Below are 19,563 nucleotides of genomic sequence, written 5' to 3' on the forward strand. Positions count from 1 at the left end.
GAGTTAAACATGCTTCATTTTCTTATTTATGATGTGCTAGGAACACCGGCGATACTGGTTGGTTTATTTTCACTGATCGGTCTGCTGTTGCAAAAAAAAGGAATTTCAGACGTTATTTCAGGCACGCTGAAAACCATCATGGGTTTTGTCATATTGACCGCCGGCGCCGGTATTATAGCCTATACGTTAACCATCTTTAGCCAGTTATTTGAACATTCTTTCCATATTCAGGGCGTGGTGCCCAACACTGATGCCATGGCCGCTCTGGCGCAGAAGAATTACGGCACGGAAACCGCCACCATTATGGTATTGGGCATGCTGATCAATATCGCCCTGGCGCGTCTAACGCCATTAAAGTACATCTTTCTGACCGGACATCATACGCTTTATATGGCTGCGATGCTGGCGGTTATCCTGTCTGTAGGGGGCTTGTCAGGGGGATGGGTGGTGGCCATCGGGGCGGTTATTCTCGGTGCGATGATGGTCATCTCCCCGGCTATCTTGCAGCCGTTTACCCGTAAAATAACCAACACCGACGATCTGGCGCTCGGGCATTTTGGATCTATTGGCTACCTGCTGTCCGCGCTGGTGGGCAAAATTATTGGTAAAGGTAGTCCCTCGATTGAAGAGATCAAAGTACCTAAGTCGCTCAATTTCCTTCGCGACTCATCGGTGGCCATCTCTCTCACCATGATGATTCTGTTTCTGGTGCTGGTGCTCGTTGCGGGCAAATCCTTTGTCGAGGAGACCCTGAGCGCTGGTCAGAACTTTATTATCTTCGCCATTATTCAGTCCCTCACGTTTGCTGCAGGAGTTTATATCATCCTCGCCGGGGTTCGGATGGTGATTGCCGAGATCGTCCCGGCGTTTAAAGGGATTGCGGACAAACTGGTTAAAGACGCGAAGCCGGCGCTGGACTGTCCGACGGTGTTTCCCTTCGCTCCGAATGCCGTCATCGTCGGCTTCCTCGCAAGCTTTGTCGCAGGACTGGTCAGTATGTTCCTCTGCCCGCTGTTCGGCTTGAGCGTCATCGTCCCGGGCCTGGTTCCCCACTTTTTCTGCGGGGCCACAGCGGGGGTTTACGGCAACATTACCGGCGGACGTCGCGGGGCGGTGGTAGGGGCTTTTGCTCACGGTCTGCTCATTTCGTTCCTGCCTGCCATTCTCTTGCCCATGATGGGGGATATGGGACTGGGCTCCACAACCTTTGGAGACGCAGACTTTGGCGTTGTCGGCATCGTGCTGGGTCATATCATCGCAATGTTTAACTAACTATTTATCGGAGGTGGTTTATGAGCGCTAAATTTTCACCGTCACTGATGTGCATGGATTTAACGCAGTTCAAAGAGCAGATCACGGCAATGAATAAAAAAGCGGATTTTTACCATGTTGATATAATGGATGGCAATTACGTCCGCAATATCACACTGTCTCCCTTTTTTATTGAGAATCTGAAAAAAATTACTACTGTGCCCATTGATGTTCATCTGATGGTGAATCATCCGGAAGATATCATTCCCATGTGTCTCGAGGCCGGCGCCGATATCATCAGCTTTCATCCCGAGACGGCGAATAACAAAATATTCCGCCTGCTGAATCAGATCAAGGATGCGGGCAAAAAGTGCGGGGTGGTGCTGAACCCGGCGACACCGGCAGAAAGCATTGCCGAATATGCGCATCTGCTGGATAAAGTGACGGTCATGTCGGTTGACCCTGGCTATGCCGGACAAAAGTTTATTCCTGAGTCGCTGAACAAGATTAGAAAGCTCATCAACATGCGCAAAAATAATGGCTATCACTATCTGACGGAAATTGATGGCTCTTGCAATGAGAAAACCTTCGGTCAGATTGCTGAATCCGGGGTAGATGTCTTTATCGTCGGCACATCGGGTCTGTTTTCGCTCCATGAGGATGTCAGCCAGGCGTGGGACAGAATGATCGAGATCTTCCAGCGGGAAACTGTCGCTGCATAACGGTTATTTCTCTTCGAACCAAAGTGTGTATTTGAATAAGCCTTAAAAGATCTGCATCACGCCAGCGATGCTGGTTTGTTATTTAACGACTACTCTATATGAATGCGGGTGAATCATGGATATTTCGACAGTGCTTAATGTTAAAAACATCAAGTTAAATATGACCGCCAGAACCAAAGAAGAGGTGATAGAAGAACTCACCGATTTACTTATCCAGGATGGCGCCGTCACCAATAAGGAAGACTTTATTCGTGATGTCTGGTTACGCGAGGAGCTAGGCTCTACCGGTTTTGAAAACCATATCGCTATTCCACATGGTAAATCTTCCGGTGTTTACCGTACCGCATTAGCCATCGGACGCACGCAACATGCCATTCCCTGGGAGACCATGGATGGCAGCGATGTCCGCTGTGTTATTTTATTTGCGGTTTGCCTGGTGGATCAAAATGCCACCCATATTCGCCTGTTGGCACAAGTGTCTGGGTCACTGGCGGATGAAGACATTATCGCTAAATTACTTGTTGAATCTGATCCACATAAAATCATTGCGCTTTTCAATTCAGAAACAGAAAACGCCGATGCTTAATACCAACTTGCTAATATCGATTAGTAATTTATTAAATTAATTAACGGAGAAACATTATGAATATTGTCGGCGTTACCGCCTGCACGGTGGGGATTGCACATACCTATATTGCACAAAAGAAAATTGAAACTGCGGCTAAAAAAGCCGGACATAACGTTAAAATCGAGACGCAAGGAACCATCGGCATTGAGAACCCGTTAACCGCTGATGAGATTGCCGCAGCAGATATTGTCCTGCTTGCTGCCGATGTCAAAGTAACGGGCGAGGAGAGATTTGCCGGCAAAAAAGTCGTTAAAGTCGCGACGGAAACGGCAGTCAAATCCCCCAATAAGTTGATTGAAAAACTCAGTGAAATAGTCAATTCATAATTTTATTTCGGCCTGGCGACTCTACATTAAAGGGCGTGACTTATGTCTCTAAAACAAATATGGCAAGCAGCAAACCCTAAAGGACATCTGCTGACCGCTATCTCGTTTCTGATCCCCATTGTCTGTGGTTCTGGGTTTATTATCGCCATCGGTATGGGGCTTGGCGGAACGGTGCAGGACACGTTAACTCCGGGACAATTTGATGTATGGCAGGCGATGGCCACCCTGGGCGCCAAGGCGCTTGGGCTGTTGCCGGTGGTGATTGCCGTGGGAATATCTGGCTCGATCGCCGGCAAACCAGGCATCGCGCCAGGATTTGTCGTCGGGCTGGCGGCGAATACTATAAGCGCAGGCTTTATCGGTGGGATGATTGGTGGCTATATTGCGGGGTATATTGCGCTGGCGATCATTAAAAACGTCAAGGTGCCTGACTGGGCCCGCGGGTTGATGCCGACGCTGATCGTTCCCTTTTTTGCCTCCATTATCAGCTGCCTGATTATGGTCTATATCATCGGTACGCCTATCGGTATCTTTACGGAAGCGCTTACGTCTTTCCTGAGAAGCATGGGCACGTCTTCGAATTTGGTGTTAGGCGCAGTCATAGGCGCATTGTGTATCATTGACTTTGGCGGCCCGCTGAATAAGACATGCTTTGCTTTCGTGCTGACCCTCCAGGCGCAGGGGATAAATGAACCCATTACCGCACTTCAGTTAGTTAACACCGCTACGCCTATCGGATTTGGCCTGGCTTTCTTTATTGCCAAACTGCTGCGTAAAAATATCTATAACCGTGAAGAAGTGGAAACCTTAAAATCAGCGGTTCCGATGGGGATTGTGAATATCGTTGAGGGTTCTATCCCGATCGTCATGAATGATATTGTGCGCGGTATCGCGGCGGCGGCTATCGGCGGCGCGTGCGGCGGGGCGGTCACCATGGTCTATGGTGCGGATGCGACGGTTCCTTTTGGCGGAGTACTGATGATCCCCACGATGTCACATCCGATGGCAGGCATCATGGCCCTGCTGGTGAATATCGTTGTTACCGCCACGGTCTATGCCGTCATCAAAAAAGATATCCCTCGCGACGTGATTGTTGATAATGATTACGAAGAAGAGGATATCGACCTGGATGATATTAAAGTGAGCTAACGTATCCCAGGGTTATTTTAAATCAACATTAAGCTCTTCCTGTAAGAACATCAGCCCATGACTAAGCATTACTTAGTCATGGGCTACCCTTTGCATCTGTCATCCCCGAAGAAAAATGGAGCAGGGTAAGCAGAAGATCAGGGGAAATAATCTTGTTGCAAAAATGTGAACCCTTCAGTAGCCTTGTCTCTTTCGGAGACAGGAAATGCTCGTCACTGATTCACTTCTTGCTTACACCCTCGCTGCTACACTGCTTACCCTGACGCCAGGTCTTGATACTGCTCTTATTCTCCGCACGGCGACTGCTGAAGGGGGACGCAAAGCCTTGCATGCCGCGTTAGGCATCGATCTCGGGTGCTTTATCTGGGGCGCGCTGGTGGCCTTTGGTTTAGGTGCGCTACTGGCGGTTTCTGAGTTGGCTTATACCTTATTGAAATGGTGCGGAGCAGGATACCTTTGCTGGCTGGGCATCCAGTTGCTTCTGCGCCCGCGCCAGCAATTTAACACCACTCCGGCAGAATCCACTACCACCAGTAACTGGTTTCTGCGTGGGATGCTGGGGAATGTGCTTAATCCCAAAATGGGTGTTTTCTACGTTTCGTTTTTACCTCAGTTTATCCCCGCCGGGCATTCACCCGTGAGCTGGACTTTTCTCCTGGTCGCTATCCATGTATTGATAGGGACGCTGTGGTCGTTAACGCTGATTACCGCCACTCGCTATGCCGCCGGCATCCTGAAAAAACCGGCCGTAGTGAAATGGATGGACCGAACGACCGGCTGCCTGTTTCTGTTGTTTGCCGCGAAGCTGGCCATGAGTCGGCGGTAGTCACGCAGGGGCGTATGCCCCTGTTTTTGCCTTAAAAAATGAGCAACCCGCGGAGTACTACTCAGTGGTGAAACGATCGGGCTCGAACGTACGTTTAGCCAGTTTCTTTTGCAAAACGATGACAATAATTGGGGTTCCTGATGCGGTAATTGCACATACCGCCAACAGCGTATCCATATTTTGTAGCGCCATGCGATGGTCGGGTAACAAAAAAGCAGACAGGAAAAATGCGGCAGTTGTCATCAGATACATCATGGATGTCTGTAATGAAGAGAATCCCGCTCGTTGCTTGTTATCAGGAAACTGAATCGTCACCGCCGACGATGACACCAGACGACTGTAAGCTGCGCCGAGAAATAACGTAATAAATAGCGCTGGATGCGGATAGCCCATCACGGGTATCAGTAAGCTCAGGATAAAAACGAGGGTCGACCCGGTCGCCAAACTCAAAGCAGAAACACGGGAGGTTAATGCGCCTGTCATTCTGGTAGACAGATACCCCGCCAGGCCCCCGCCGAAGAACAACCAGGGCAGCAGACCTTGAGAAGCCCCCAACAGCTGCGTCATTAATGGCGCCAGGACAGGAATGATCAGCATTGGACTAAACTGTACCAGCGCATTACCGGAAGCAAACAGTAAAGTATCTACATCGAGGGGCAGCGCGTGGGACGTGTCGAAAGTGACGGGATCCTGAGGGATGATGGAGACGATCAGTGGCAATGCCAACCAACACAGTGTACAAATTAACCACAACGCGACATGCCAACCGTAATGAGTACACAAAAATAGTACAGCGGGCATCCCCACGATGCTGACCATCGAAAATGACGCAATCACCGTCGCCAACATTTTTCCGCGCAAGTCAGCCGGTGTGTGGTTTATCAAAATAGTGATCCCCACAGCCATTGTCGTACCGCCAACCAGTCCTGCGAAGAAGCGCAATGTAAGAAGAAGAGGAAAACTGGTAGTGAATGTCGTCAACAGTGTCGCCATGGCTAGCAGTACCATATTAGCGATTAAAAAATGCTTCTTATTGCAACGATCAATCCAGTAAAAGGCGATAATTCCCGACAGGACGGCTCCAGATGTGTACATACCGGATACATAGCCTGAGAAGGTGACGGGAACAGTGAAATCTGCAGCCATAAATGTAAAAACAGGGCTGAACATCATATATTCCAGCGCATTAGTAAACTGGACAAAAGCGATTACCATAGCAATCCGAATGAGCGTCTTTTGATTAAATGTTGTGGTGACCAGTGGCATAGCAAGCGACCTGTGGATGAAAGATATCCTAGCTTAACTGCTATCAAACTTGTCGATTAGATGGTAAAAATGGCACTCATTATTATCATATGTGGGATAGTTGATGCGGCCAGTTCTTGACTTTAATGCGCTGAAAATCTTCATTGCTGTGGTGGAAAGAGACAGTTTTGTCGGGGCATCGAAAGCCCTGGAAATGCCGACATCAAATGTGAGCCGTTGCATTTCTCAGTTAGAAGACAAACTGAACCTTCAGCTCATTGAGCGCAGTACCCGACATATGAAGCTCACACAGGCTGGGCATCTACTCTATACCCGGGCGAAGCCATTACTGGAAGCACTTGAGCAAACTGAAACCGAATTAACGTTGCGACAAATGCAATTCAAGGGGCCATTACGTATCTGTATTCCCAATGAAATCGGTCCTGTATTGCTGGGCTCTGTTGTTGCTGATTTCGCCTGTCAGCATCCGGATCTGGAGATGAGTTGCGTCACAAATTTGTCGGGTTATGAATCCCTGCGAGATGATCTGGATTTAGCTGTCATTGTTAGCCGTGGTCAGATGGATGACAGTGACTACATCGCCCGTCATCTGGTGACGATCCCTTGCACCATCGTTGCGGCCCCCTCCGTCATCCAGCGTTATGGCACGCCTTCTCGAATACAGCAATTTGAAGAGTTACCCTGTATTACAACGGTGAATGCGCTTAAAGGCGCTCCCTGGCAGTTTGTGAATAAAAAGGGCGGATTCGAGACGATCAAGGTTAACGGTCGTTATCGGGTCAACAGCGGAGAGATGGCAGGGCGAGCGGCCATCTCAGGTGTCGGTTTTGCCATCCTGTCGAAACAAGCCTGCCAACCCTATATTGATGATGGGCGGTTAATCGAGATTGAATTTGAACAATCGGCAGCCCCCTTGCAATTGTTCGCTCTGTATTCAGATCGGCGTTACTTGCCGGCAAAAACAAGAGCGCTTATTGATTTCATGCATCAGAGATTGAGTCATTAACAAGAGGCCATCTTCAGCGCGCCAGGGCAGCGCTGTTTTATTCAGCCGGCCGGCTCAAGCAACAAATCTCTGATATAGCCCTCCAGCAGGGAGGCACAAATTCGCGTTTCATACGACATCATCCCAGCTGGTGGATGGAGCAACCAGGCACTAAATGGCGGGATCGGATAGTGGCTTAAGAGGGGGATGAGCGCGCCGTCTGCCATTTCTTTTCTGCAAACCGGACTTTGCAAAACACCAATGGCATGTCCCGCTAATAACCAGGAGAGGACACTCCGCCAGTGCGTGGACTGAAATTGAATATTGACGGGAACATTAATGAGTTGATCTTCGGAAGCGACCAATTGAATGCGATTACTGGCGAATACACCGGAAACAGCAGCAAATGGATAATCTGTCAGCGCATCCGGCGTGTCAGGATGACCCATTTTCGCCAGCAGAGCCGGAGAGGCGAGTAACACTCTGCGCACGGTGCCAAGCGGGCGTGCGACAAAAAAACCTTCGGAGACATCACCTAATCTCAGCGATAAATCGACCCCCTCGGTGACGGGATTGATGACGCGGTCGTTAAAAATGACATCGACCTGTAGCTCCGGATGCTCGTTCTGAAGCTGCAACAATGCAGGCATCAGCAGGCTTTCTCCGGCGGAATAGGGCGCGGCAATACGGATTTTGCCTTGCAGCCCCTGATTTTCCTCATTCACAGAAAGAGCATGCTCTGCCGCCTGAACGGCCGTTTTGCTTCGCTCATAAAACACGTTACCGCTTTGCGTTAGAGACATGTTACGCGTGTTGCGCCTAAGCAAACGTGTCCCAAGATGAGCTTCCAGTTTTTCTATTCTTTCACTCACGGCGGGCTGGCCAATACCGAGATCGCGGGCTGCAGCCGACATGCTGCCCCGTTCAACCACCCTGATAAATATGCGCATTGCTGAGAAGAGATCCATTCACCAATTATATTGGCTTTACCGATAAATGTAAGTGGGGACAGGTATCTACTGCTTTACTGCGAAATGATGAAAAATCCAGACTCAAGGCCTGAGTCAGGCTAAATTTCAATCTATTTAATTGATTTATTAGTGGAAAATAATGATGCCAGAGATAAAGCTTTTCATGTTCCAGTCAGGAACACAGCATTGTCGATATCAGCATATCCGGATGAATCAGGGCGTGGGAGAGCATTATGAGATCCCTGTCCCCTGGTTTCTGCTGACCCATCCGGATGGGTTTACGCTGATTGACGGCGGTCTGGCTGTCGAAGGATTGAAAGATCCCAGCGGTTATTGGGGAAGTGCTGTAGAGCAGTTTAAACCGGTGATGTCAGAAGAACAGGGTTGCGTGGAACAACTTAAGAGGATTGGCATTGCTCCTGAGGATATCCGCTATGTGGTCCTGTCCCATTTGCACTCTGATCATACGGGAGCAATTGGTCGCTTCCCCCATGCTACGCATGTTGTCCAGAGGCAAGAGTATGAATATGCCTTTGCCCCTGACTGGTTTACTTCGGGAGCCTATTGCCGACGCGATTTCGATCGTCCCCAACTTAACTGGCTATTTCTGAACGGGTTGTCCGATGATCACTATGACCTTTACGGTGATGGCACGTTACAATGTATTTTCACCCCAGGGCATTCACCGGGCCATCAATCTTTTCTTATCCGCTTACCGGGTGGTACAAATTTTACGCTAGCGATTGATGCGGCTTATACCTTAGATCATTACCATGAGAAGGCGCTCCCGGGGCTAATGACGTCTGCTACTGATGTCGCTCAGTCTGTGCGAAAGCTGCGTCAGCTTACCGAGCGATATCATGCGGTATTCATACCCGGCCACGATCCTGAAGAATGGAAAAAAAACAGGCTTGCGCCAGCCTGTTACTATTGAATCATTCCTCGCTGATCGCCAAAAAGCGTCTGTTAAGCAGGGCTGTCAGCTTATCTTGTTCGAAATGGCCCTGGTGATGGCCGGGGCCATTTCTGCGGGCAAGCTCAGGGCTTCACGTCCAGCACGACATGACTGAAGGTTTGATAGGTTTTTTCGTCCGGCGCGGGCGGGATGTTGGCTTTTTTCAGCGCGGACATCACCTGCGCGCAGAATGGCCGATCGCCGCTCTCGACCGTTGGATCCTGCACCGTCCCGTCACGCTGCAGCATAAAGCGCACCGAGCATTTTTGCCCTTGCCAGGAGGCCGGCTGGTCTATGTTAGCGAAGATAGCCGCCTGGATCCGTGCCATATAGCGTGAGGCATTGGCCTGGGGTGAAGTATCGGAACCCGTTTGATAATCGCGAAGTATCTTATCCACTTCAGCCGATATTTTAGCGTCTTCGGCGCTGCCCGGCGCAGAAGCACGACCCGAGCAGGCGGAAAGGAGTAAAGAGAGGGTGCAAACGAGCACAGCGTTGGTTTTCACGGACATGCTAAGCCTCCTTGCTGGTGGTGATACCGTCGTGTACGAGGCGGTTATCCTCTGTTATTCCGCGATATTATTCAAACGCTGAATTGCATGGCACGCGCTTTCAGTGACAGTGTCACTCATTTTTTACTTTCGTCGCGGGCGGTGATGCCATCCAGTCGCGAATGATGTCACCGTATAGCTGTTCGGCCTCCGCCAGTCGGCTGAGCAGGCAGTATTCGTCGGTTTGATGCGCCATCGACGGCTCGCCGGGGCCGAGAATAATACAGGGCGGATCGCCCAATGCAGGCAGCAGCAGCGAGGCGTCGGTAAAGTAGGGCACCACGCGCGGCGCAATCGGCTCAGCGTGCAGCGGCTGACAGCGTTGATAAACCTGCTTAATCCACGCATGATCCTCCCGGCTGAGGACGGCGGGCAGGTCGACCAGCGTGGAGACGGTGACGCTTTCGCCAAGCAGCGTCGTCAAGCGCTCCCGGATAGTGGCGTGCTGTAAATTGGGCGCGCTGCGGATATCGACATCAAAACGCGTGCGGTCCGGTACGGAATTAATATTGAGTCCGCCTTCTATGCGTCCGACGTTGAGGGTGGGTTGCTTCATTAGCGGATGCGGCGCGCCTGGCGAAAAATGCTGAATCTTACCCAACGCATCCGCCGCAAGATAAATAGCATTGATCCCCAGCTCCGGCATCGCGCCGTGGGCGGTTTTCCCCCGCGTTTCGCAGCGTAGCCAGAGCGCGCCTTTATGGCCGATAACCGGATAGTTGGCGGTGGGTTCACCGACGATCAGCGCGCCCACCTCCGGCAACGTTGCGGAGGCGATCAGCGCCCGCGCGCCGTCGCAGCCGGTCTCTTCTCCGCCGGTTATCAGCAATACCGCGCCGCGTCCGGCGAGGATCGCTTCCCGCTGATGAACACAGGCGACGGCAAACGCCGCTATCGCCGCTTTCATATCGCTGGATCCGCGGCCATAAAGACGCCCGTCTTCCATCTGCGAGCCGAAAGGATCGTACTGCCAGCGGGCATTTCCCAGCGGGACGGTATCCAGATGTCCGGTAAAGGCCAGCGGTTTACCGCTCTTCGCCCCGGGCAGGCTGGCGATAAGATTGCAGCGTCCTTCGCCGAACGACGACAGCGAAACCTCAAAACCGCTATCATCAAGCCAGTCGGCGAAGAACCGCATGCAGTCGGCTTCGCTGCCCGGCGGGTTGATGGTGTTAAAGCCCAGCAGCTGCCGGGCGAGCTCAAGAGTCGCGGTCATCAGCGGCGTTCCGTCAGCCAGTCGAGGCAGTTAATCCACAGCTGGCGATAGCCGGGCCATTTGGCAAACTCTTCCGGCAGCCAGTGCGCCGACATGTCGCTGGTCCACACCAGCGAGCGTCCCTGCTGATATTCGCGAACAGCCAACAGCGGATGACCGGTACCGGCCACGGTCGCCAGCAGTTTGCCTTCCGGGTGCATTTCAACTTCGTTATAGCCCAGCAGCCACGGCCATTCGCCCGGAATATCGTTAAACAGGGGGTGAGACTCCGTCACTTCGGCATAGCAGCCTTCCGGGGTTTCAATGCGATCGTCCCAGGCCAGGCAGCGTACCGGCAGCACTTTCTCCACCTCGGTATGGCGGTAGCGCGCGCCGCCGTTGATTCCCTGGAAGCTGTAATAGCCGCCGATCATCATCAGCGCCCCCCCGCCGGCCACGTAATCATGCAGGAGCGTTAAACGGTTGGCGGTTCGGCGGCTCTTCAGCCAGGTGTCCGGATGCAGCAGCAGCGTATTGGCGCCAATGTCCGAGAGAATAATCGCATCCCACTCCTGCAGCGCTTCCAGCGTCAGCGGAAAGTCGGTCGCCGCCGCGTGGGCGGGCATATAGGTAATGGCATAGGGACTGTCGGCGAGCGCGGCCAGAAAGTCCGTTGCGCCGGTGTGCCAGGTGGCGGTGGCAAACTGGTCGAAGCCTTTAACGTGCGTTGACGTGCTGGTCCAGGACTCACCGACCAGTAAGATTTTTTTCTGCATGATGACGTTTCCTTTTATCCGCCAAAGACCCGCTGGGGGTTTCCAATCATTAAGGTTTCAAGTTGTTCGCCGCTGACGCCGTGGCGCCGCAGACGGGGAACAAAATGCTTGAGTATGTAGCCATAACCGTGGCCGCCGTAGCGGGTGAGCATGGTTTTCAGGAAGACGTCCTGCGACAGCAGAATTTGCTGGATGTAGCCGTCGTCAATCAGCTCGCGGATCGCGCGGGCGTTCTCCTCGTCGGAGGGCGACTGCGCCGACTCGTCGGCGTAGTAATAGCTCATGCCAATCATGTCGTATTCGAGAAACGCCCCGCGCTGCGCCAGTTCGCGCTGGTAGCGCTTATCGGCAAAGCTGGGATTCATATGGCACAGCACGGTATGGCGTAAATCGGCGCCTTCCTGCTCGAGAATATCCAGCACCCGATGGCCCAGCCGCTCCCAGCCGGGCAGATGGACCTCGATCGGCACGCCGGTCGCGGCGCTGGCCCGACCCGCAGCGCGCAGGGATTTCTCCTCATCCGGCGTAAAGCGGCTGGAGATACCGATTTCGCCGATGAGCCCGGCGAGCACCTCCGGTTTCTCCTCCGCGCCGCCAAGATCGTAAATCAGCCGTTCGGTCAGCTGTTCGACGCTGCTGATTTTTACCCACTCAGGGTGCGAAGGTTCCAGATAGAGCCCGGTACCCATAATGATGTTCAGACCGGTCAGCCGCGCGATGCGCGCCAGCGCTTTCGGATCGCGGCCAATGCCGATATTGGTCGGGTCGACTACCGTTTCTCCGCCAAGGGCGCGATATTTAGTCAGCTCGTCAATCGCAACGTCGACATCAAACAGCTGACAGTTATCGCGGCTCATCAGCGGGTTGAGCGACAGTTCGCCAAGGTTTTCCATTTTCACCGGCATTTCGGCAAGATGGCGATCGCTGCAGCAGCAGGGCGGCACCCATTTGCCGGAGGCATCCAGCAGAATATGCTCATGCATCAGAGTAACGCCCATTTCGTTAATCGGCAGTGGGCCAAGCACAGTCATTACATAACCGCTGCTAACGCCAACCGGCAGCGGGGAGGGATGGCGAAAAATTGATCCTTTCATCAGCTATCCTTTTGCCGCGGAGCGCGTCGGGTTGAGAATGCGGGTGTTCAGCCAGATAGCCAGCAGGATAATGGTGCCGGTGGCTATCTGGGTGTAAAACGGCGAAATATGCGACAGGATCAGCCCGTTCTGAATGACCGCAATCGACAGTGCGCCCAGCAGCGTGCCAATAATAGTTCCGAAGCCGCCAAACAGACTGGTGCTGCCTAGCACAACGGCAGCAATGACCTGCAGTTCAAAGCCTTCGCCCTGGTTGGAGGAGCCGCTGCCGAGGCGTGCGGTAATGATCATCCCCGCCAGCGCGGCGGCCATTCCGCTGATGATATAGACCTTCATGGTGACCGCTTTGGTGTTAATGCCGCTGCGCCGCGCGCCTTCGGCGTTAGCGCCGATGGCGGTCACGTAGCGGCCAAAGCGCATATGGTTGAGAACGATATGCCCGATCAGCAGAATCAGAATGCCGAGCAGTGCGGGCATGGGGATCCCGACGACCCACGCGCGTCCGATAAAGGTAAACAGGCTGTCAGCCGGCACCGGAATCGAGTAGCCCTGGGTGACCAGCAGCGCGATGCCGCGAACTACGGCCAGGGTGGCGAGCGTGACGATAAACGCCGGAATGCCTTCATAGGCAATAAAGAAGCCGTTGATGGCGCCAACGAATCCGCCTAGCAGCAGGCCGCCGAGGAGTACCACCGGCCACGGCAGACCCCAGCTATTCAGGGCGATAGCGGAGAGCGCGCCGACCAGCGCCAGGGTGGAGCCTACCGACAGATCGATACCGCCGGTGGTAATGACCAGAGTCATTGCCGTCGCGACGATCAGCAGCGGGGCGCTCTGACGGATAATGTTGAGCCAGTTGGTGCCGGTGAGAAAGTTGCTGGTGATCAGCGAAAACACCACGCAGCAGAAGACGAAAAAGAGCGCGATGCTGACTACGCCTGAATGGTTATGCAGCAGGCGGCGCGGCAGCGAATGCTGGATCATGCGTGAGCTGCTTAAATTCATGATACTCATCCTGTTACCTCAATGTGCTGCCGCAGAGCGGGCGGTGAATTTTTCGCCCACAATCAGGTTAACGATATCGCTCAGGCTGGTGTCGGACACCCGTCTGTCGGCGACGTTGGTACCTTCATACATCACCATGATCCGGTCGCAGACCAGGAACAGGTCCTGCAGGCGGTGGGTAATCAGAATCACGCTCACCCCGCGAGCGGAAACGCGGCGAATGAGCTCCAGAACCGCTTCAACTTCCGCGACGGCCAGCGCGGCGGTGGGTTCATCCATAATCAGCACTTTCGGGTCAAAGGCCGCGGCGCGGGCGATGGCTATAGCCTGGCGCTGGCCGCCGGAGAGATTTCGCACCAGCAGCCGGGTATCCGGAATGGAGATCCCGAGCCCTTTAAGCATCTCTCTGGCATCGGCGTGCATTTTGGCCTCGTCGAGAAAGGGGATGCCGAGGACCGATTTCATCGGCTCACGGCCCATAAACAGATTGCCCGCGACATCGACCGTGTCACAGAGCGACAGATCCTGGTAGACCATCTCGATATGGCAACGGCGTGAATCGGCCGGATTCGTAAACTGTTGCTGTTCACCGTCGATACGAATCGTGCCGCTGGAGGGGATCACCGCGCCAGAGAGCACTTTGGTCAAGGTGGATTTCCCCGCGCCGTTATCGCCCACTAAGCCCAGCACTTCGCCCGGGGCCAGCTCAAGGTTGACTCCGCGCAATGAGCGTATCGACCCGTAGGTCTTGGTGATATTGATCATCTCTACCCTTGGCGGGGTAGTTTGTGGCTGCTGCATCTGATAACTCCCATCGCTGTGGCCGGGAAAATGTTCGCCATCCTGCGGGAGAGACTCTATCCGACACGGTTTACAATCTAGTAAACCGGTTTACCTGCGGACCAGAGCACTCGCCAGTGCAGTCAGGACAAACGCTATGTAAGATATTTGTTCGCCAGTAAGAACATTGCAGCATCCGTGCCAGGGCAGTAACCACACAGCAGCCCTGTAACTTAACCTTATGTATTCAATACACTTAATTGAATACAATCCGGTAAACCGGTTTACTGATTATAGTGAATAAATTGTTAATTGATCGTTTTTTGCGCCAAAAGCGGGCGCTTTTGCGCCATTTTGGGACGGGCTTAACAAATCTTGATCGAGTCGCGGCCAATCCATTCAACCGGCAGGCGGGTTTCCGCAGGGATATCCGGATCGTCGTTTAGCAGGCGCATCATGATGTTCACCGCAGTGCGGCCCAGTTCGCGGGCGGGCTGACGGATAGTGGAGATCCGCGGCTGGGTAAAATCGGCATAGTTGGCGTCATCGAAGCCCACTAACGATAGCGCCTCTGGCGCCTGGAGCCCACTGGCGCGCAAGCCGTCGAGCAGACCGAGCACCAGATAGTCGCTGGCAGCGAAGACGGCGGTAGGGCGAACCTGTTGGCTGAACAGGTACCGCAACGCTTGCTGGCCAAACTCGCGCTGGTAGTCGCCATACATCACCCATTCGGGCGACCAGCTCAGGCCCGCTTGCTCCATCGCGGTGCAAAAGCCCTGATAGCGCTCGCGGACGCTCATCAGCTTGTCCGGGCCACCGACGAAAGCGATATGGCGATGCCCGGCGGCGATCAGTTTTTCGGTGGCGATCCGCCCGCCCTGGACGTTATCGGCAAACACTTTCGGTACCTTACTGCCGGGAATATCTTCATCCAGCAGGACAATCCGTTCGTGACGCTGGACTTCCTTGCGCAGCAGGCCATTATCGGGGCGGTTGGTGGTGAACAGCAGACCGTCGACCTGGCAGGTATCCAGCCAGCGAATGAACTGGCACTCTTTTTCCGGGTTGTTGCGGGTGATACACAGCACCAGGCTGTAGCCGCTGGCAGAAGCGGCCTCTTCGGCTGCGTCGGCCAGTTCGGCAAAGAAGGGGTTGGTAATATCGGGAAGCACCAGGCCAAGCGTTTCGCTGCCGCCTTTGCTAAGACGGCGTGCCAGGCTATTGCCGCGATAGTCCAGTTCGCGAATGGCGGTTTCGATGCGGTCGATGGTGTCCTGCGGCAGCACAATACTGTTGTTCATATAGCGCGACAGGGTCGCCTTCGACAGCCCGGCCAGCTTTGCCACATCGGATAACAATACACGTTTTATACTCATTTCCTGCGCCATTTGTGCCAGAATCGGCTATCTGTAACATAGTTAAGCGCGGTGGATACAGCAATTTCTCTGCGAACAATCACCAAAAATAAATGCTTGACAAATTTTAATCAGCAGAGAATTGTATAGGCAGTTTACCGCATTATCCGGGAAGTCATTCCCAACCCCGTTTAAGTTATTCCAGTCGCGCACCGACACGGACCGGTTGCCGGGATGACATTAAGCAGGTATCCGCCGAACGTTCAATGATTGTTCTGGCGATATAGACGATATTTGCCCGCCAAAAAAAATAATCCTTCTGCGTTCGCATGCGGCGCGGAACTCTGCTGGCTATCAACTATTCCCGACGAGGATACTGATGATGTTATTTCACACCGGAAAACTGCGTTTCCTTGCTGTCGCCACGACCATGCTGGCATCCATGAGTTTTATTTCTGCCGCCAGCGCTGCCGGTCCGACTTATGCGCTGGTACAAATCAACCAACAGGCGCTGTTCTTTAATCTGATGAATAAAGGCGCACAGGATGCGGCCAAAGCCAGTGGCAAGGATTTAGTTATTTTTAACTCTAACGATAATCCCGTGGCGCAAAACGACGCGATAGAAAACTATATTCAGCAAGGCGTTAAAGGCATTCTGGTTGCTGCTATCGACGTTAACGGGATCATGCCAGCGGTTAAAGAAGCCGCCGCCGCAAACATTCCGGTGATTGCGATTGATGCCGTATTACCGGCCGGGCCACAGGCAGCTCAGGTCGGCGTTGATAATATTGAAGGCGGCAGAATTATCGGTCAATACTTCGTGGACTACGTGCAGAAAGAGATGGGCGGCCAGGCGCGACTGGGTATAGTCGGCGCGCTGAATTCGGCCATTCAGAACCAGCGGCAGAAAGGGTTCGAAGAGACGCTGAAAAGCAATCCGAAGATTACTATCGCTAACGTGGTCGACGGGCAGAATGTGCAGGATAAAGCGATGACCGCGGCGGAAAACCTGATCACCGGTAATCCGGATCTGACAGCGATTTATGCCACCGGCGAACCCGCGCTGCTCGGCGCTATCGCCGCCGTAGAAAACCAGGGGCGGCAGAAGGATATTAAAGTCTTTGGCTGGGATCTGACGGCGAAGGCGATTTCCGGTATTGACGGCGGCTACGTCACCGCCGTACTGCAGCAGGACCCGGAAAAGATGGGCGCCGAAGCCCTGAATGCGCTGAACAGCATCACGTCGGGTAAAACCGTGCCGAAAACCATTCTGGTTCCGGCGACGGTGGTAACCAAAGCGAACGTCGATTCATACCGTCCGCTGTTTAAGTAGGTCAGCGCGCCCCGTCCGTGGTTAACAGGGCGGCGAGCTCACGGCTGCCGGGAAACGCGCTGAGCGTCCCCCGGCGGCTAACCGTAATGGCGGCAGCGCGACTGGCGTGCGCCAGCGCCAGCGCATCCGGCGCGACGACGCGCAGCAGGGCGGAGGCCAACATGACGGCGAGGAACGTGTCGCCCGCGCCGGTAGTATCAAGCGCCTCGGCGGGCACGGCGGGACAAAACTGACGCTGGCCCTCCTGGACCAGCCAGGCGCCTGCGGCGCCCTGGGTAATCACTAAGGTTTTCACCCCGTATGGCTGGAGCAGCTCGGCCTCGGATTCATTGACCACCGCGATGTCGATGAGGGGCCACAGATGGCAAAAGTCAGGATTGACAGGTGAGGGGTTGAATACCGTCGTCATGCCGCGGCTTCTGGCGTACTGGAACAGCGCCCGCGTTTTATCGAGGGAGAAATTGCCCTGCTGTAGCAGAATATCGCCAGCGACGGCATCCGCCATATGCGGAATCATTTCATCCAGGCTGAATGTATCGGCCGCCGCCGTAGTGGTAATGATGGCGTTGTCGCCATCAGCGCTATTTAAAATAATCGAGGTATCGCTATGTTGATTGAAATGGCCGTCGGGTAGTAGCATCAGTGGTTCATTTTTTATCTGCTGGCGGATCCACGCGCCGTTGCTGTCATTTCCCGTGGCGGCAATTAAACGCGTCTCTATTCCGCAGCGGGATAATATAATCGCCTGGTTCGCGCCTTTACCGCCGATATCCTGCGACACTTTAACGCCGTGAATGGAGGCTCCTTTTTTCGGTATATCCGGAATGGACCAGGTTTCATCTACGGTAATATTACCAGTAACGTAAACACGCATAGTGTTCCCTTAACAGGATGGATAAGATGGTTGCTATCTCAGCAGAAAAAACGAATGCAATACAAGCTATTTTTTCACGAAGCAAGGCTGTTATTGGTGTTATTCATTGCGACCCATTTCCTGGCTCGCCAAAATATCGAGGAAAATCAGTCTCGGATATTGTTGAACGTGCGCTTCGCGATGCTGAAAATTATATTTCAGGCGGTGTTCATGGTCTGATTATTGAAAATCATGGCGATATTCCTTTCTCTAAACCTGAGGATATCGGCCATGAAACCTCCGCGCTGATGGCGGTCATTACCGTGAAAGTTCGTGAACGTTTTGCTGTGCCGCTGGGCATTAACGTTCTGGCTAACGCGGCGATCCCGGCAATGGCGATCGCCCTGGCGGGAGGCGCCGATTTCGTCCGCGTAAACCAGTGGGCCAACGCCTATATCGCCAACGAAGGATTTATAGAAGGGGCGGCCGCTAAGGCGCTGCGCTACCGCAGTATGCTGCGCGCTGAACATATTCGCGTTTTTGCCGATAGCCACGTTAAGCACGGTAGCCATGCCATTGTCGCCGATCGTTCGATTCAGGAACTGACGCGCGATGTCGATTTCTTCGAGGCTGACGCGGTGATCGCCACCGGCCAGCGTACGGGCGATAGCGCCACGATGGCGGAAATTGACGAGATCCGCGCGGCGACGGAACTACCGCTCCTGGTGGGCTCCGGGGTGACACCGGCTAACGTGAAGCAGATCCTCGGGCGGACTCAGGGGGTCATTGTGGCCAGTACAATGAAGGTCGATGGCGTCTGGTGGAACGATGTTGAGCTGGCCCGGGTGAAACATTTTATGTCGGTCGCGCAGGCCGCGCTGGAGGAGGCATAATGGAAGCGTTTAGCGAACGCCTGCTGCGCGAACATCAACCGGCGTGGCAGGCGATGCAGCAGCACCCGTTTGTGACTGATATCGAACAGGATCGTCTGCCGACAGTCGTCTTCAACCGCTATCTGGTGTTTGAGGGCAACTTTGTCGCGACGGCAATCGCGATTTTTGCCCTCGGGGTCAGCAAAGCGCCGGGTATTCAACAGCAGCGCTGGCTGATTGGCGTGCTGAATGCCCTGGTTGATATACAGATCGCGTGGTTTGAACAGGTGTTGTCAGCACGGCAGATCGATCCCGCTGAGTACCCGGATGATTTGCCCGGGGTACGGCGCTTTCGCGACGGTATGCTGCGGACCGCCCACGAGGGCAGCTATGAGCAGATTGTGACCCTGATGTTCGGTGCGGAATGGATGTACTATTTCTGGTGCCGACGGGCGAGCGAACATTATCAGAGCGATGCTGATTTACGACGCTGGGTGGAAATGCACGCTGAGGACGAATTTTATCAGCAGGCTCTCTGGCTAAAAAACGAACTCGACCGCTGCGCCATGGCGCTGAGCGAAAACGAAAAGCAGGCGTTATCGGCGCTTTACGGCGAGGTGCTGCAGTGGGAAATTGATTTCCATCACGCGGCGTACGAGGAGTAGCCGCG

General features: G+C 53.7%; 21 protein-coding genes. 11 read left to right on the forward strand and 10 right to left on the reverse strand.

Annotated features, from left to right (window positions below; genetic code table 11):
* The first annotated feature begins 9 nt into the window (after positions 1–9).
* The 6 genes from RRF55_RS03585 to RRF55_RS03610 all read left to right on the forward strand — a co-directional run bounded on the left by RRF55_RS03585 (position 10) and on the right by RRF55_RS03610 (position 4,902).
* Positions 10–1,272, forward strand: a complete 1,263-nt coding sequence (locus RRF55_RS03585) for a PTS ascorbate transporter subunit IIC (protein ID WP_004176135.1) — start codon at positions 10–12, stop codon at positions 1,270–1,272.
* Positions 1,273–1,292: 20 nt separating this feature from the next.
* Positions 1,293–1,973 (forward strand): D-allulose 6-phosphate 3-epimerase, encoded by a 681-nt coding sequence (gene alsE / locus RRF55_RS03590; protein ID WP_004179925.1) that lies wholly within the window; start codon positions 1,293–1,295, stop codon positions 1,971–1,973.
* Between the two features lie 115 nt (positions 1,974–2,088).
* Positions 2,089–2,559, forward strand: a complete 471-nt coding sequence (locus tag RRF55_RS03595; protein ID WP_032414946.1) for a PTS sugar transporter subunit IIA — start codon at positions 2,089–2,091, stop codon at positions 2,557–2,559.
* 56 nt (positions 2,560–2,615) lie between these two features.
* Positions 2,616–2,927, forward strand: coding sequence for a PTS fructose transporter subunit IIB (locus tag RRF55_RS03600; protein ID WP_004176139.1), 312 nt, complete (start codon positions 2,616–2,618; stop codon positions 2,925–2,927).
* Positions 2,928–2,969: 42 nt separating this feature from the next.
* On the forward strand, positions 2,970–4,076 hold the full coding sequence (locus RRF55_RS03605; RefSeq protein ID WP_004224873.1) for a PTS fructose transporter subunit IIC: 1,107 nt from the start codon (positions 2,970–2,972) through the stop codon (positions 4,074–4,076).
* 205 nt (positions 4,077–4,281) lie between these two features.
* Positions 4,282–4,902 (forward strand): LysE family translocator, encoded by a 621-nt coding sequence (locus RRF55_RS03610; protein WP_023316872.1) that lies wholly within the window; start codon positions 4,282–4,284, stop codon positions 4,900–4,902.
* A gap of 57 nt (positions 4,903–4,959) precedes the next feature.
* Here RRF55_RS03610 and RRF55_RS03615 read toward each other — a convergent pair whose 3' ends face one another.
* Entirely contained in the window at positions 4,960–6,168 is a 1,209-nt protein-coding gene (locus RRF55_RS03615) for an MFS transporter (protein WP_094315990.1), read from the reverse strand.
* Positions 6,169–6,271: 103 nt separating this feature from the next.
* Between RRF55_RS03615 and RRF55_RS03620 the strand changes: the two genes are divergently transcribed.
* Complete coding sequence (locus RRF55_RS03620) at positions 6,272–7,174, forward strand: LysR family transcriptional regulator (RefSeq protein ID WP_004176143.1); 903 nt, start codon at positions 6,272–6,274, stop codon at positions 7,172–7,174.
* Positions 7,175–7,215: 41 nt separating this feature from the next.
* Here RRF55_RS03620 and RRF55_RS03625 read toward each other — a convergent pair whose 3' ends face one another.
* The gene (locus RRF55_RS03625; protein ID WP_021462539.1) at positions 7,216–8,103 is read right to left on the reverse strand and encodes a LysR family transcriptional regulator; all 888 of its coding nucleotides are present in this window, start codon (positions 8,101–8,103) and stop codon (positions 7,216–7,218) included.
* Between the two features lie 160 nt (positions 8,104–8,263).
* Here RRF55_RS03625 and ahlK point away from each other — a divergent pair, with 160 nt between their 5' ends.
* Positions 8,264–9,058 carry an N-acyl homoserine lactonase AhlK gene (gene ahlK / locus RRF55_RS03630; RefSeq protein WP_004218740.1) on the forward strand — a complete coding sequence of 265 codons (795 nt, stop codon included), beginning with the start codon at positions 8,264–8,266 and terminating at the stop codon, positions 9,056–9,058.
* Positions 9,059–9,162: 104 nt separating this feature from the next.
* Here ahlK and RRF55_RS03635 read toward each other — a convergent pair whose 3' ends face one another.
* The 7 genes from RRF55_RS03635 to RRF55_RS03665 all read right to left on the reverse strand — a co-directional run bounded on the left by RRF55_RS03635 (position 9,163) and on the right by RRF55_RS03665 (position 15,868).
* The gene (locus RRF55_RS03635) at positions 9,163–9,591 is read right to left on the reverse strand and encodes a cell envelope integrity protein TolA (protein WP_130974848.1); all 429 of its coding nucleotides are present in this window, start codon (positions 9,589–9,591) and stop codon (positions 9,163–9,165) included.
* Positions 9,592–9,703: 112 nt separating this feature from the next.
* Entirely contained in the window at positions 9,704–10,846 is a 1,143-nt protein-coding gene (locus RRF55_RS03640) for a M20 family metallopeptidase (protein ID WP_004199916.1), read from the reverse strand.
* The gene (locus RRF55_RS03645; protein WP_002904983.1) at positions 10,846–11,601 is read right to left on the reverse strand and encodes a glutamine amidotransferase; all 756 of its coding nucleotides are present in this window, start codon (positions 11,599–11,601) and stop codon (positions 10,846–10,848) included. Before RRF55_RS03645 ends, RRF55_RS03640 begins: the two co-directional genes overlap by 1 nt.
* Positions 11,602–11,615: 14 nt before the next feature.
* Positions 11,616–12,695, reverse strand: coding sequence for a phosphotriesterase family protein (locus RRF55_RS03650; RefSeq protein ID WP_004176149.1), 1,080 nt, complete (start codon positions 12,693–12,695; stop codon positions 11,616–11,618).
* Positions 12,696–12,698: 3 nt separating this feature from the next.
* Positions 12,699–13,700, reverse strand: coding sequence for an ABC transporter permease (locus RRF55_RS03655; RefSeq protein ID WP_002904978.1), 1,002 nt, complete (start codon positions 13,698–13,700; stop codon positions 12,699–12,701).
* An 18-nt stretch (positions 13,701–13,718) separates the two neighbouring features.
* Entirely contained in the window at positions 13,719–14,465 is a 747-nt protein-coding gene (locus RRF55_RS03660) for an ATP-binding cassette domain-containing protein (RefSeq protein ID WP_004198552.1), read from the reverse strand.
* 380 nt (positions 14,466–14,845) lie between these two features.
* Positions 14,846–15,868 (reverse strand): LacI family DNA-binding transcriptional regulator, encoded by a 1,023-nt coding sequence (locus tag RRF55_RS03665; RefSeq protein ID WP_032414938.1) that lies wholly within the window; start codon positions 15,866–15,868, stop codon positions 14,846–14,848.
* Between the two features lie 346 nt (positions 15,869–16,214).
* Between RRF55_RS03665 and RRF55_RS03670 the strand changes: the two genes are divergently transcribed.
* Entirely contained in the window at positions 16,215–17,168 is a 954-nt protein-coding gene (locus tag RRF55_RS03670; RefSeq protein WP_004176159.1) for an ABC transporter substrate-binding protein, read from the forward strand.
* A gap of 1 nt (position 17,169) precedes the next feature.
* Here the strand turns inward: RRF55_RS03670 and RRF55_RS03675 are convergent, their stop codons facing one another.
* On the reverse strand, positions 17,170–18,042 hold the full coding sequence (locus RRF55_RS03675; RefSeq protein ID WP_439419088.1) for a PfkB family carbohydrate kinase: 873 nt from the start codon (positions 18,040–18,042) through the stop codon (positions 17,170–17,172).
* A 26-nt stretch (positions 18,043–18,068) separates the two neighbouring features.
* Between RRF55_RS03675 and RRF55_RS03680 the strand changes: the two genes are divergently transcribed.
* Together RRF55_RS03680 and RRF55_RS03685 are read left to right on the forward strand one after the other, a co-directional pair.
* The gene (locus RRF55_RS03680; RefSeq protein WP_099663900.1) at positions 18,069–18,914 is read left to right on the forward strand and encodes a BtpA/SgcQ family protein; all 846 of its coding nucleotides are present in this window, start codon (positions 18,069–18,071) and stop codon (positions 18,912–18,914) included.
* Complete coding sequence (locus RRF55_RS03685) at positions 18,914–19,558, forward strand: TenA family protein (RefSeq protein ID WP_004199912.1); 645 nt, start codon at positions 18,914–18,916, stop codon at positions 19,556–19,558. The genes RRF55_RS03680 and RRF55_RS03685 overlap by 1 nt, the downstream gene beginning before the upstream one ends.
* The last annotated feature ends 5 nt before the right edge of the window (positions 19,559–19,563 follow it).

Origin of the sequence: Klebsiella sp. K47 (genome assembly GCF_051858335.1) — a bacterium.
GTDB lineage: Bacteria > Pseudomonadota > Gammaproteobacteria > Enterobacterales > Enterobacteriaceae > Klebsiella > Klebsiella pneumoniae.